At 72.6% G+C, this 12,221-nt stretch carries 8 protein-coding genes and 1 pseudogene; 3 read left to right on the top strand and 6 right to left on the bottom strand.

Going from position 1 to position 12,221, the window contains the following annotated elements; genetic code table 11:
• Positions 1–44: 44 nt before the first annotated feature.
• Both hemW and lepA read right to left on the bottom strand, forming a co-directional pair.
• On the bottom strand, positions 45–1,253 hold the full coding sequence (gene hemW / locus QM779_RS02295; RefSeq protein WP_428530994.1) for a radical SAM family heme chaperone HemW: 1,209 nt from the start codon (positions 1,251–1,253) through the stop codon (positions 45–47).
• Between the two features lie 38 nt (positions 1,254–1,291).
• The gene (lepA, locus tag QM779_RS02290; protein ID WP_428530992.1) at positions 1,292–3,130 is read right to left on the bottom strand and encodes a translation elongation factor 4; all 1,839 of its coding nucleotides are present in this window, start codon (positions 3,128–3,130) and stop codon (positions 1,292–1,294) included.
• A 219-nt stretch (positions 3,131–3,349) separates the two neighbouring features.
• Between lepA and rpsT the strand changes: the two genes are divergently transcribed.
• Positions 3,350–3,610 carry a 30S ribosomal protein S20 gene (gene rpsT / locus QM779_RS02285; protein ID WP_428530989.1) on the top strand — a complete coding sequence of 87 codons (261 nt, stop codon included), beginning with the start codon at positions 3,350–3,352 and terminating at the stop codon, positions 3,608–3,610.
• A gap of 116 nt (positions 3,611–3,726) precedes the next feature.
• On the opposite strand, the gene holA is transcribed toward rpsT, so the two are convergent.
• The 3 genes from holA to QM779_RS02270 are packed head-to-tail and all read right to left on the bottom strand — an operon-like array spanning position 3,727 to position 7,957.
• Positions 3,727–4,707: a DNA polymerase III subunit delta gene (holA, locus tag QM779_RS02280; RefSeq protein ID WP_428530986.1), complete on the bottom strand. Its 981-nt coding sequence runs from the start codon at positions 4,705–4,707 to the stop codon at positions 3,727–3,729.
• Positions 4,708–4,740: 33 nt separating this feature from the next.
• Positions 4,741–7,062 carry a ComEC/Rec2 family competence protein gene (locus QM779_RS02275; RefSeq protein ID WP_428530984.1) on the bottom strand — a complete coding sequence of 774 codons (2,322 nt, stop codon included), beginning with the start codon at positions 7,060–7,062 and terminating at the stop codon, positions 4,741–4,743.
• A gap of 13 nt (positions 7,063–7,075) precedes the next feature.
• Positions 7,076–7,957 carry a helix-hairpin-helix domain-containing protein gene (locus QM779_RS02270; protein ID WP_428530982.1) on the bottom strand — a complete coding sequence of 294 codons (882 nt, stop codon included), beginning with the start codon at positions 7,955–7,957 and terminating at the stop codon, positions 7,076–7,078.
• Positions 7,958–8,112: 155 nt separating this feature from the next.
• Here QM779_RS02270 and QM779_RS02265 point away from each other — a divergent pair, with 155 nt between their 5' ends.
• Positions 8,113–8,412: a DUF2249 domain-containing protein gene (locus QM779_RS02265; protein WP_428530979.1), complete on the top strand. Its 300-nt coding sequence runs from the start codon at positions 8,113–8,115 to the stop codon at positions 8,410–8,412.
• A 51-nt stretch (positions 8,413–8,463) separates the two neighbouring features.
• Positions 8,464–9,561 carry an endonuclease/exonuclease/phosphatase family protein gene (locus QM779_RS02260; protein WP_428530976.1) on the top strand — a complete coding sequence of 366 codons (1,098 nt, stop codon included), beginning with the start codon at positions 8,464–8,466 and terminating at the stop codon, positions 9,559–9,561.
• A 19-nt stretch (positions 9,562–9,580) separates the two neighbouring features.
• Here QM779_RS02260 and leuS read toward each other — a convergent pair.
• A pseudogene (gene leuS / locus QM779_RS02255) lies at positions 9,581–12,053 on the bottom strand (leucine--tRNA ligase).
• Between the last annotated feature and the right edge of the window lie 168 nt (positions 12,054–12,221).

Here is a 12,221-nt window from a genome sequence, read left to right as displayed (position 1 = left end):
AGAACCGTTGTGTCCGACGGTGTTACCGAATCGTTAAGAATCGATCAGTCGAGCAGGTCCCGGACGACGCCGTCGGCGAGGAGGCGTCCACGCAGGGTGGGACGCACCCGCTCAGGCTCGGCGAACAGCAGCCCTTCCGCCACCAGCGCCGGCACCCGGGCCCGCTCTGTCGCGGTCAGCAGGTCCAGCGGAAGGCCTTGTGAGAGCCGCAATTCCAGCAGCACCCGCTCGACCCGGCGCTGGTCGGCGTCGAGTACCTCCCGTGCCTGGGCCGGCGACTCTCCCGCGGCCAGCCGGGCGCCGTAGTCGCGCGGGTGGCGGACGTTCCACCACCGCACTCCCCCGACGTGCGAGTGGGCGCCGGGGCCGACGCCCCACCAGTCGTGGCCCAGCCAGTAGGCGAGGTTGTGCCGCGACGCGTGCCCGGGACGCGACCAGTTGCTGACTTCGTAGGCGGTGAGGCCTGCGGCGGTCAGTCGTTCCTCCGCGAGCAGGTAGCAGTCGGCGTGGAAGTCGTCGTCGGGGAAGGGCAGCTCGCCCCGTCCGATCCGGGCGGCCAGCCGGGTGCCCGGCTCGACGATCAGCGAGTACGCGCTGACGTGGTCGGGCGCGAGGGCGAGGGCGGCGTCCAGGCTGGCCGACCAGTCCTCGATGGTCTCGGTCGGGCTGCCGTAGATCAGGTCGACGCTGACCGAGCCGAACCCCGCGCGCCGGGCCCAGCCGACGACGTCGGCGACCCGCCCCGGCGTGTGCCGCCGCTCCAGCACGGCCAGCACACCGGGTCGGGCGGACTGCATGCCCAGCGACAACCGGGTGAACCCGGCGGCGACGAGGGTTTCCAGGTAGGCGGGGTCGACCGACTCGGGGTTGGCCTCGGTCGTCACCTCGGCTCCCGCAGCCAGCGGGAACCGGTCGCGGACGGCGGCCAGCAGCCCGGCCAGGGCCGGCGCGGGCAGCAGGGTGGGCGTCCCCCCGCCGAAGAACACGGTCTGCACCTCGTGCGGGCCGAGGACGGACCGGGCCAGGTCGAGTTCCGCCACCGCCGCGGCGAGGTACGCGTCCTGGCTGGACCCGGGTGCCGCGCCGAGTTCGGCCGCGGTGTAGGTGTTGAAGTCGCAGTAGCCGCACCGGGACGCACAGAACGGGACGTGCACGTACAGGCTGAGCGGGCGGCGTCCGACGCCCTCCAGCGCGGCGGCCGGCAGGCTGCCGTCGGCGGGGGCCGGCTCGCCCTCGGGCGGTGTGGACGGCACGCTCAGCCCCTGGTTCGCCTGGCCGGGCCGGGCACGGGCTACTTCTTCTTGTCCGAGGACGTCTCGCCGGTGGACAGCGCGGCGACGAAGGCCTCCTGGGGGACCTCGACGCGGCCGACCATCTTCATCCGCTTCTTGCCCTCCTTCTGCTTCTCCAGCAGCTTGCGCTTGCGGGTGATGTCGCCGCCGTAGCACTTGGCGAGGACGTCCTTGCGCATGGCCCGGACGGTCTCTCGGGCGATCACGCGGGCGCCGATGGCGGCCTGGATCGGCACCTCGAACTGCTGGCGCGGGATCAGCTCCTTCAGCTTCTTCGCCATTGCGACGCCGTAGGAGTAGGCGGCGTCGGTGTGGACGATCGAGCTGAACGCGTCCACCGGCTCGCCGTGAAGGAGGATGTCGACCTTGACCAGCTTGGCGACCTGCTCGCCCGCCTCGTCGTAGTCGAGCGACGCGAAGCCCTTCGTCCGCGACTTCAGCGCGTCGAAGAAGTCGAACACGATCTCGGCCAGCGGGAGCAGGTAGCGGATCTCGACGCGGTCCTCGCTGAGGTAATCCATCCCGAGTTGCTCGCCGCGCCGGGCCTGGCACAGCTCCATCACCGTCCCGATGTACTCGATGGGGGTGAGGATCGTCGCGCGGACGACCGGCTCGTGCACCTCGGCGATCTTGCCGTCCGGGTACTCCGACGGGTTGGTGACGGTGTGCTCGGTCCCGTCCTCCATCACGACCCGGTAGACGACGTTCGGCGCGGTGGAGATCAGGTCGAGGTTGAACTCGCGCTCGAGCCGCTCGCGGACGATCTCCATGTGCAGCAGGCCGAGGAAGCCGACCCGGAACCCGAACCCGAGGGCGCCGGAGGTCTCCGGCTCGTAGGTGAGCGCCGCGTCGTTGAGCTGGAGCTTGTCCAGCGCCTCGCGCAGCTCGGGGAAGTCGGCGCCGTCGATCGGGTACAGGCCGGCGTAGACCATCGGGTGCGGCGGACGGTACCCGCCGAGGTCCTTGGTCGCGGGGCGGGACGCGGCGGTCACGGTGTCGCCGACCCGGGACTGCCGGACCTCCTTCACGCCGGTGATCAGGTAGCCCACCTCGCCGACGCCGAGCGCCTTCGACCTGGTCGGTTCGGGCGAGATCACCCCGACCTCGAGGGTCTCGTGGGTGGCGCGGGTGGACATCATCAGCACGCGCTCGCGGTGGCTGAGCTCGCCGTCGACGACCCGGACGTAGGTGACCACGCCGCGGTAGGTGTCGTAGACGGAGTCGAAGATCAGCGCGCGGGCGGGCGCGGCGGGGTCGCCGACCGGGTGCGGGATGTCGGCCACGACGTGGTCGAGCAGTTCCCGGACTCCCTCGCCGGTCTTGGCGGAGACCCTGAACACGTCCGCGGGGTCGCAGCCGATCAGGTGCGCGATCTCCGCGGCGTACTTCTCCGGCTGGGCGCTGGGCAGGTCGATCTTGTTCAGGACGGGGACGATGTGCAGGTCCGCGTCCAGCGCGAGGTACAGGTTCGCCAGTGTCTGCGCCTCGATCCCCTGCGCGGCGTCGATCAGCAGGATCGCGCCCTCGCAGGCGGCGAGCGAGCGGGACACCTCGTAGGTGAAGTCCACATGGCCGGGGGTGTCGATCATGTTCAGCACGTAGTCGGTGCCGGCGACGTTCCACGGCATCCGGACGGCCTGGGACTTGATCGTGATGCCGCGCTCGCGCTCGATGTCCATCCGGTCGAGGTACTGCGCGCGCATCGAGCGCTCGTCGACCACGCCGGTGAGCTGCAGCATGCGGTCGGCCAGGGTGGACTTGCCGTGGTCGATGTGCGCGATGATGCAGAAGTTGCGGATCAGCGCGGGCGGCGTGGAGCCGGGAGCAGGAGCAGGCATGCACTTTCCTGGACGGATGGCGGGCCTCCACACGATACCGGACGCCGCCCGTCTGCTCCGCACCGCCCGGCCGGACCCGCGAGCGGCCGGCTGTCCGCGGACGGCGCGCGCCCACGGACCGCGGGTGTGATTTGAGGCGTCCGCGGGGTCGCTGATAGAGTCAGCAGTCGCGTCTGCGCGGCGCGAGAAGCTCCATCACCAACGAAGAGGGTCACAGGCGTGGCGAACATCAAGTCCCAGAAGAAGCGGATCCTGACCAACGAGAAGGCCAGGCTGCGGAACAAGGCCGTGAAGTCCAGCCTGCGTACCCACGTCCGCAAGTTCAACGAGGCCGTCGCCGAGGGCGACACGGAGAAGGCGCAGGAGCTGGCGAGGGCCGCGACCCGGGCGCTGGACAAGGCCGCGTCGAAGGGCGTCATCCACGCCAACCAGGCCGCGAACCGCAAGTCGGCGATCGCAGCCAAGGCCGCCGCGCTCTGATCTTCCTCCCGAACGCCGCCCGGCTCGTCCGGGCGGCGTTCGTCGTGTCCGGGGCCGCCTCACGACCCGTCCCGCTCGCCTGTCCGGGACCGCGTCCGGGTCGCGCCTGAACCGGCTCAGCGACGGTCGCGTCCGCGGCAGCCGATCACCTTGAGGACGGTCTGCTCGAGCGCGAAGCCCGGATCGCTGGCCGCGCCCTTCACCTGGGCGTCGGCGACGGCCACCACCTGGATGGCCTGCGCGACGGCCTGCGGCTTCCAGTCCCGGGAGAGCCGGGACAGTTCCTTCAGCTTCCACGGCGGGACCCCGACGACCCGCGCCAGTTCGGCGTCGCGCATCCGGGCGTCGCGGGCATCCAGGTATCGGCCGAGGCTGCGCAGGTTGTTCGACAGCGCACTCGTGATCAGGACCGGGGCCACGCCGGTCGACAGGGCCCAGCGGAGCTTGCCGAGCGCGCCGTCGAGGCGTCCGCCCAGCACGTCGTCGGCGACGGCGAAGCTCGTCACCTCCGCGCGCCCGCCGAAGTAGCGGCGCACCGTCGCCTCGGTGAGCAGCCGGTCGGGCGAGTCGTCCAGCAACTGCCGCACCGCGGCGGCGAGCGCGCGGGTGTCGGTGCCCACGGCGTCGACCAGCGCATTCGCCCCGGCGATGTCGGTCCTGCCGTCGAGCTCGCGGGCCTCCCTGGTCACGAACTGGGGCAGTTCCCAGGGCTTGATGGTGGCGTAGTCCTGGACCTCGACGCGCGCCTTGCGGAGCCGGTCGACCACGCCCCTGCCCTTGTTGCCGCCGCCGTGTGCGACCACGAGGGCGAGGTCGGGCCCGGGGTCCGCCGCGAGTGCGGCGAGCTGGTCGGCGAGGTCGGGGGCGAGTTCGCCGAGGTCGCCGATCGAGAGCACGGTGGACGAAGCGAACAGCGAGCCGCCCGCCGCTTCCGCCAGCGAACCGGCGTCGAGGTCGCCCGCCGCGACCCGGACGACGGCGGCGTCCGGGCGTTCGTCGGTCGCCCGCCTCACGAACCTGCCGACCGCCCGCTCGGCGAGCAGGGACTCGGGGCCCGTGACCAGCAGCGCACGCCCGAAGGGGCTCGAATCGTCCACGGGGCAAGCATGCCAGTCGACCCGGACACGCGCTCATCCACTGCGCTGGGTGGTGACCTGGAGGTGGTCGCCGGCCAGCGTGACGGCGATCGACCCGTGCAGGTCGGTGCGGTACACCCGCGCGCCGGTGGCCTCGACCGTGGCAATGGTGCGCGCGGCGGGGTGGCCGTAGTCGTTGCCGGCACCCACGCTGACCAGCGCCACCGCCTCGTGGACGGAGGCGAGGAACTCCGGGGACTGGTGCGCGGACCCATGGTGCGGCACGAGGAGCACCTGCGCCGACAGGTCCGCGGCCGAGCCCAGGGCGTGGGACTGTCCCGCCTCCTCGACGTCGCCGCCCAGGAGGACCCGCAGGCCGCCGCTGGTGACCCGCATCACGATCGAGGAGTCGTTCTGGTCGGCCGAGTCCTCGCCGACGACCCCGCCGTCGACGTACGGCTTCTCCGCCAGCACCTCCAGCCGGACGTCGCCCGCCGCGACGACCATGCCCGGGGCAGCCACCGTGCGCGGGACGGTGGGAAGGGTGTCGACCAGCAACTGCCAGCCGCCTTCCGGCTGGGTCACCCCCGAGTACAGGACGTTGTCGACGCGGCGTCCGGCAGCGACCCCCGCCACTCCCCCGACGTGGTCGGCGTGCAGGTGGGTGACGACGAACCACGCCACGTCGCTGATCCCGAGCTGGTCCAGGCACCGGTCGACGGGCACCGGATCGGGTCCCGCGTCCACGACGATCGCGGACCCGCCACCCGCGGCCACCACCGACGCGTCCCCCTGGCCCACGTCACAGCTCACCACCTGCCAACCCTGCGGCGGCCAGCTCGGAACGGCGACCGGACGCAGCAGCGCCAGCACCAGGACGAGCGCCAGCAGCGCCACCAGCCACGGCCTGCTCCACAGGAGCGGCATCGCCGCCAGCGCGACCACGCAGCACGCGGCGAGCACGCCGAGGCCCACCGGTCCGACCGGCCACACCACGGCCGCCCCCGGCAGCGCGGCGCCCACCTGCGCGATCCAGACCAGCGCCTGCGCGAAGCCGCCGGCCAGCCAGGCCGGCAGCCGCGCCAGCGGGAGGACGGGGACGGACAGCGCCGCGGCGGCGAAGCCGAGCACCGTGGCCGGCCCGACCAGGGGCGCAGCCGCCAGGTTGGCCACCACGCCGACCACGCTCACCTGCCCTGAGATCGCCGTCACCACCGGCTGGGTGGCCAGCTGGGCGGCGACCGGCACGGTCACCGCCTCGGCGAGCCAGCGCGGCGCCCACCACCACAGCCGGACCCACCGGGCCGCCCACAGGATGATCCCTGCGCTCGCGCACACCGACAGCACGAACCCGACCGAACGGCACAGCCACGGGTCCACGAGGAGGAGGCCGACCACCGCCCAGGAGAGGAAGCGCAGGCCCTGCCGTCCCCCGCCCCAGCCCAGTGCGGCCAGCCCGACCACGCCCATCGCTGCTGCCCGCAGCACGCTCGGCTCCGCCCGGCACAGGAGCACGAAGCCGACCACCCCCGCGGCGGCGACGCCCCGACGCCACCACCCCACGACGCGAAGCCGTGCGGCCACCCACAGCATCGCCGCGAGCAGCAGCGTGAGGTTGGCTCCCGAAACCGCGGTCAGGTGGGTCAGGCCGACCACCCGGAAGGACGCCCGCAGGTCGTCGTCGAGGAGTTCGGTGTCACCGACCACGAGGGCGGGCACCAGCGCCCTCGGGGCGGGCGGGAGCTCCGCGACGGACGCGCGCAGGCCGGCCCGCACCCCGGTCACGGCGGCGTCGAGCGGCCCCGGGGCGGCGACCACCAGCGGCGGCAGCCTGGCCTGCGCCCACGCGCTCACCTGCTCGTCCACGGTCGCGGGACCCAGCCGTGCCGTCGTGCGCACGGTGGAGCCCGGCGGCACCTCCGCCCACGAGCGCGCCAGCTCGCCCGACGCCGACAGCCGGACCGTGGCTCCGGAGAGCCACTGCGTGCCGCGTCCGCTGAGCGCGACCAGGGTCGCGTCAGAGCTCCAGACCGGCCCGCCCACCCCCGAGTCCGTGGTGCGTCCCGAGCCGACCCGGGCATCGAGCTCGACGACCGCTCCCTCGCGCGCCAGCGAGGGGACGGGACCGTTGGCCGCTGCCCACGCCCTGACACCGGCCAGCCCCGCGACCACCAGCACGGCCAGACCGAGTGCGACCACGAGCCATCGGCCCCGCCGGCGGCCGACCAGCCCGGTCACCAGCCCCAGACCGACAGCGACGGCGAGCACCCCGCTGTCCCCGGATGTCCCGGCCCACGCACCGGCCCAGACCGCCGCTGCCAGCAGCGGCGGCCGCCAATCCGTCACCACCGCGTCCGGCTCGCTCAGTCGCGTCACATCCTGGTGTCGCCTAGACACGAACGTTCGGGGCGAGGTCCGCGTAAGTCTTGGGCCCGATGCCCTCGACCTCCTGCAACTCGGTCACCGCGCTGAACCGCCCGTGTTCCTCCCTCCAGTCCAGGATCCGCTGGGCCGTCACCGGACCCACCCCTGGCAGGGTGTCGAGTTGCTCGAGGGTGGCCGTGTTCAGCGAGACCTTCGCCGCACCGTTGTCACCGCCACCACCCTCCCCGCCGGCCCCGCGAACCTCACCACCCGGCTTGGAGCGCGTGCCCACCACGACCTGCGAGCCGTCCGCGACGACCGCCGCGAGGTTCAGGTCGCCGGTGTCGGCCGTTCCGGTGAGGCCGCCGGCGGCGGCGATCGCGTCCATCACCCTGCTGCCGTCGGCGAGCTCGACGACGCCAGGGGTGCGGACCGCACCGATGACGTGGACCAGGATCCTCGGCGACGGCGTCGCGGTGGGCGTCGGGGTGACCGCGACCGACGGCGCAGCAGCAACGGCCACCGGGGTCGAGCGCGCCTGCAGGAGGGTGTAGGCCGTCCACCCGCAGCCCACGAGCAGGACCACCGCGACCGCGGCGAGGTGCTCCCTGGTGAACGCGACCACACGCTCGCCCGCCCCTGCGAGGATGCCGCCCGCCTCACGCAGGACCCGTTGCCCCGGACGCCCCGCACCCGGCCCCGGCCCGCCCGGTGCGGCGTCCCGCGTGCCCGGCGGGCCCTCCCTCGCCCCGGGCGGGACCGTCACGGCCGGGGGATCCCCGCCGTGGCCGGACTGCCCCTCCCACGGGTCGTCGTCCAGGGCGTGCCGAGGCTGCACCTCGGCGAGCAGGAGTTCGAGGCGCTGCCGCACGACCTCGCTCATCACCGGATCCGGAGCCACCTTCATGGCCTCACTATCGGCAGCGATCGGCGGGACCGCTCACCCGGTCCGGCCGGCTGTGGACAACTCCACAGCGGCGGCCGGTTGTCCACAGCCGGATTCGTTCCTCCGTGTTCGCGGCGGGTAGCCTGAAGCGGCATCCCGACCCGCAGGAGGAACCCGTGGCCACCCCGCTGAACCTCGCCAAGCCCCCGGCCAGCACGGGAGGGTGCGGTTGCGGGTGCGGCTCCTCCGAGACGACCCCCGAACTCCTCGCGAGCGCGCTGCCCAAGGTCGTTCGGCACGGCGCGATCATCGGCGGCCTGACCAGCATGAAGGCCGGGCAGAAGGTCGTCCTGGTCGTCGACCACGACCCGCTGCCGCTGCTCACCCAGCTGAACCGGGTCGCTCCCGACGGGCTCGACCTGGCCTACCTCGAGCGCGGTCCTGAGGTCTATCGACTGGAGTTCACCCGGCGTTGAGCCCGGCTCGGTGACAGCGGCCCGCCGGGGCCGGGAAGGCTGGAGTGCGTGATGCCGACGACCCGCCGCAACCAGCGGTCGAGCCGGTCGCGCCCCGTCGCAGGCCGCGCCCCTGCCCACACGTCGGGCACGGCACGTCCCGGCCCCCGCGGGTCGGCCACCCCACCACGCAGCATTCGCTGGCTGCTGGGCTGCGTCATGGGCTTCGGCTTCGTGGGGCTGGCGCTCCTCATCCTCGTGGTCGCCCCGCAACTGCAGGCGCTGCACATGGTGCTGGCCATGGCGGCGTCGTTCGCCCCGTACGGCGCTGCCGCCTGGTTGCTGTCCCTCGTCCTCGCCCTGGTCGCCGCGCGGGGGCGCACCCGACTCGTCGCAGCCCCGCTCGCGCTCGGGCTCGCGCTGCACACGGGGGTGCTGGCGGCCTACCTGCCCTCCGCGGAGACGCCACCGGTCGCAGGGTCCACCCCCGTCTCCGTGCTCGCGCTCAACCTGCGTTTCGGGCTGGCCGACCTCGACGAGCTCCGGGAGGACGTCGAGCGCTCCACGCCGGACGTGGTCGTCCTCACCGAGGTCACCAGGTCGGACGCCAAGACGCTCTCACGGACGGCCTGGACGCGGCTGCTGCCCTATCAGGCCGGCACGGCGGGCACCGACTACCAGGCGTCGACGGGGACGGGGGACGCCCGCGGCACGATGGTGCTGTCGCGGTACCCCCTCAGCCACCGCGACGATGCGACCGGCACCCGGTTCACCGACTTCTCGATCCGGGTGGCTCTCCCGGACGCCCCGTTCACGCTGCTCGCCGCACACCCCGCGAACCCGACGCACGGCCTGGAGAGCTGGCTCGGCGATGCCGACGCCGTCACCGCGCTCGCCCTGCGCCACCAGGGCGGGCCCCTCGTCGTGGCCGGTGACCTGAACGCGACAGCCGAGCACCTCACCCTCCGCGAACTCACCGCGAAGGCGGGCCTGCGCAGCATGACCGGGGGCTGGAACCCCACCTACCCGGCCGACGAGTGGTACCCGCCGCTGCTCCAGATCGACCACGTCCTGGCCTCCGAGCAGGTCACCCCGACCGGCTTCCGGACGGTCCGGGTGGCCGGCACCGACCACCTGGGCCTCCTGGTCGACCTCTCGATCGCTCCCTGAGCGCGGGTTCCGGTCGCGCTCAGGCAGGGACGATGCTGACCAGGCGCGGTGCGCGAACGATCACCTGGCGGACGTCCCGTCCGGCGAGGGCGCGCTGGACGGCGGGGTCGGCGAGCGCGGCCTCGGTGAGCTCGTCCTCCGTGGACGTCGGGGCCACCTCCAGCTTGGCGCGCACCTTGCCCTGCACCTGCACGACGCAGGTGACCGACTCGGCGACGAGCAGCTTCGGGTCGACAGCCGGCCAGTCGGCACTCGCGACCGACGGCGCGTGCCCCAGCAGCTCCCACATCTCCTCTGCGACGTAGGGGGCGACGGGGCTGAGCGTGATCGCCACGGCCTCGACGGCCTCACGGACGGCGGCGTCGGCGGGACCGGCGCCGGAGTCGATCACCTTGCGGGTGGCGTTCACCAGCTCCATCACCCGGGCGACCGCGACGTTGAACCGCCGCGACTCCAGGGACTCGGTGATCTCAGCGACGGACTTGTGGGTGGCCCGACGCAGCCCGAGGTCGCCGGTCTCCGGATCCGCGCCGACCTCGCTGGCGACGTCCTGCGCCAGGCGGTAGGCCCGCTGCAGGAACTTCAGCGAAGACCCGGCGGACACGTCCGCCCAGTCGAATGTCGTCCTCCGGCGGGCCGGCGAACACCACCGTGGTGCGGATCGCGTCCACACCGAAGGTGTCGATCTGCGCCCCGAGGTCGACGCCGTTGCCGAGCGACTTGCTCATCGCCTTGCCCTGGTTGATCACCTGGCCCTGGTTCATCAGCGCGAGGAACGGCTCGGGGAAGTCGACCATGCCCATGTCCTGCAGCACCTTGGTGAAGAACCGGCTGTACAGCAGGTGCAGGATCGCGTGCTCGACCCCGCCGACGTACTGCGCGATCGGCATCCACTTCGCCACGTCCGCAGGATCGAACGCGACGTCGTCCCGGTTCGGTGAGCAGTACCGGAAGTAGTACCAGGACGAGTCCACGAACGTGTCCATCGTGTCGGTGTCGCGCTGGGCGGGGCCGCCGCAGCGCGGGCACTCGACGTTCACCCAGTCGGTCGCGGACGCCAGCGGGCTGGTGCCCTTCGGGGCCAGCGCCGCGCCGCGCAGGTCGGGCAGCCGGACGGGCAGCTGGTCGTCCGGCACCGGCACCTCGCCGCAGGACGGGCAGTGCACGATCGGGATCGGGCAGCCCCAGAAGCGCTGCCGGCTGAGCAGCCAGTCGCGCAGCCGGAAGGTGACGGCGGACTCGCCCCGTCCCTCGGCCGCGAGTTGGGCGATGATGGCGGCGATCCCGGCCTTCTTGTCGGCCAGTCCCTCCAGCGCAGGCGAGTTCACATAGGCGCCATCGCCGGGCGTCGCCACCCCGGTGTCGCCGGGGTCGGGCTGGCCGGTTTCGACGACCACGCGGACCGGCAGGTCGAACGCCTTCGCGAAGTCGAGGTCGCGCTGGTCGTGCGCGGGGACGGCCATCACCGCGCCGGTGCCGTACTCGGCCAGCACGTAGTCGGCCGCGTAGACGGGCAGCAGTTCGCCGTTCACCGGGTTGACGGCGTGCACGCCGAGGAACACACCGGACTTGGGCCGGTCGGAGGACTGCCGCTCGATCTCGCTGACCCGCTTGGTCGCCTCGAGGTACTCCTCGAACGCCGGACGCTGCGCGTCGGTCACGACCTCAGCAGCCAGGGCCGCCTCCGGTGCGACGACGAAGAACGTGGCTCCGTACAGCGTGTCGGGACGGGTCGTGAACACCCGCACCGGCTCCTCACGACCCTCGATCGAGAAGTCGACCCACGCGCCCTCGGAGCGGCCGATCCAGTTGCGCTGCATGGCGAGGACGCGGTCGGGCCACTTGCCCTCGATCAGCGCCATGTCGTCCAGCAGCCGCTGCGCGTACTCGGTGATCTTGAAGTACCACTGGGTGAGCTTGCGCTTGGTGACGACGGCACCGCACCGCTCGCACAGGCCCTGGACGACCTGCTCGTTCGCCAGCACGGTCTGGTCGTTCGGGCACCAGTTGACGTAGGAGTCCTTGCGGTAGGCGAGCCCGCGCTCGTAGAAGCGCAGGAACAGCCACTGCGTCCACCGGTAGTACTCGGGGTCGGAGGTGTGCAGGCGCCTGGACCAGTCCAGGCTCAGCCCGTAACGCTTGAAGGAGCGCGCCTGCGTCTCGATGTTGGCGTAGGTCCAGTCGGCGGGGTGCGCGTCGCGGGCGATCGCGGCGTTCTCCGCGGGCAGTCCGAAGGAGTCCCAACCGATCGGGTGCATCACGTCGAACCCGCGCAGCTTCCAGTAGCGGGCCACGACGTCGCCCATCACGAACGCCTCCGCATGCCCCATGTGCAGGTCGCCGGACGGGTAGGGGAACATGTCGAGGACGTAGCGGCGCTCCCTCGTGCCGTCGTCGAGCGGGGTGAAGGTGGCGTCCTCCTCCCAGAATCGCTGCCACTTCTCCTGCGCCGCGGCGGCGTCGTACCCCTTGCGTTCTGCTTCGGCGGTCACTTCCGGTGTCTCCTTCGTCCTCTCGCGCCCATCCCCGCTACGACATGAAAAAGCCCCTGCGGGCCTTGAGGCTCGCCAGGGGCCGCCGCGACCACTCGACGTGATCGCGGCTATCGAAGCAGCAGTGATGCGTTGTGCACGGCTCCATGCTATCGGATCGGCGCGGGC

The organism is Propionicimonas sp., from assembly GCF_049840635.1.
Taxonomy (GTDB): Bacteria; Actinomycetota; Actinomycetes; order Propionibacteriales; family Propionibacteriaceae; genus Propionicimonas.
The sequence above is the reverse complement of the archived record's forward strand: the minus strand, read 5'-3'. Positions and strand labels throughout refer to the sequence as shown.

Bases quoted from the DNA above. Each gene is read 5' to 3' on its own strand.
- lepA (WP_428530992.1), bottom strand. From the start codon at position 3,130: ATGCCTGCTCCTGCTCCCGGCTCCACGCCGCCCGCGCTGATCCGCAAC.
- QM779_RS02270 (WP_428530982.1), bottom strand. From the start codon at position 7,957: ATGAAGGTGGCTCCGGATCCGGTGATGAGCGAGGTCGTGCGGCAGCGC.
- QM779_RS02260 (WP_428530976.1), top strand. From the start codon at position 8,464: ATGCCGACGACCCGCCGCAACCAGCGGTCGAGCCGGTCGCGCCCCGTC.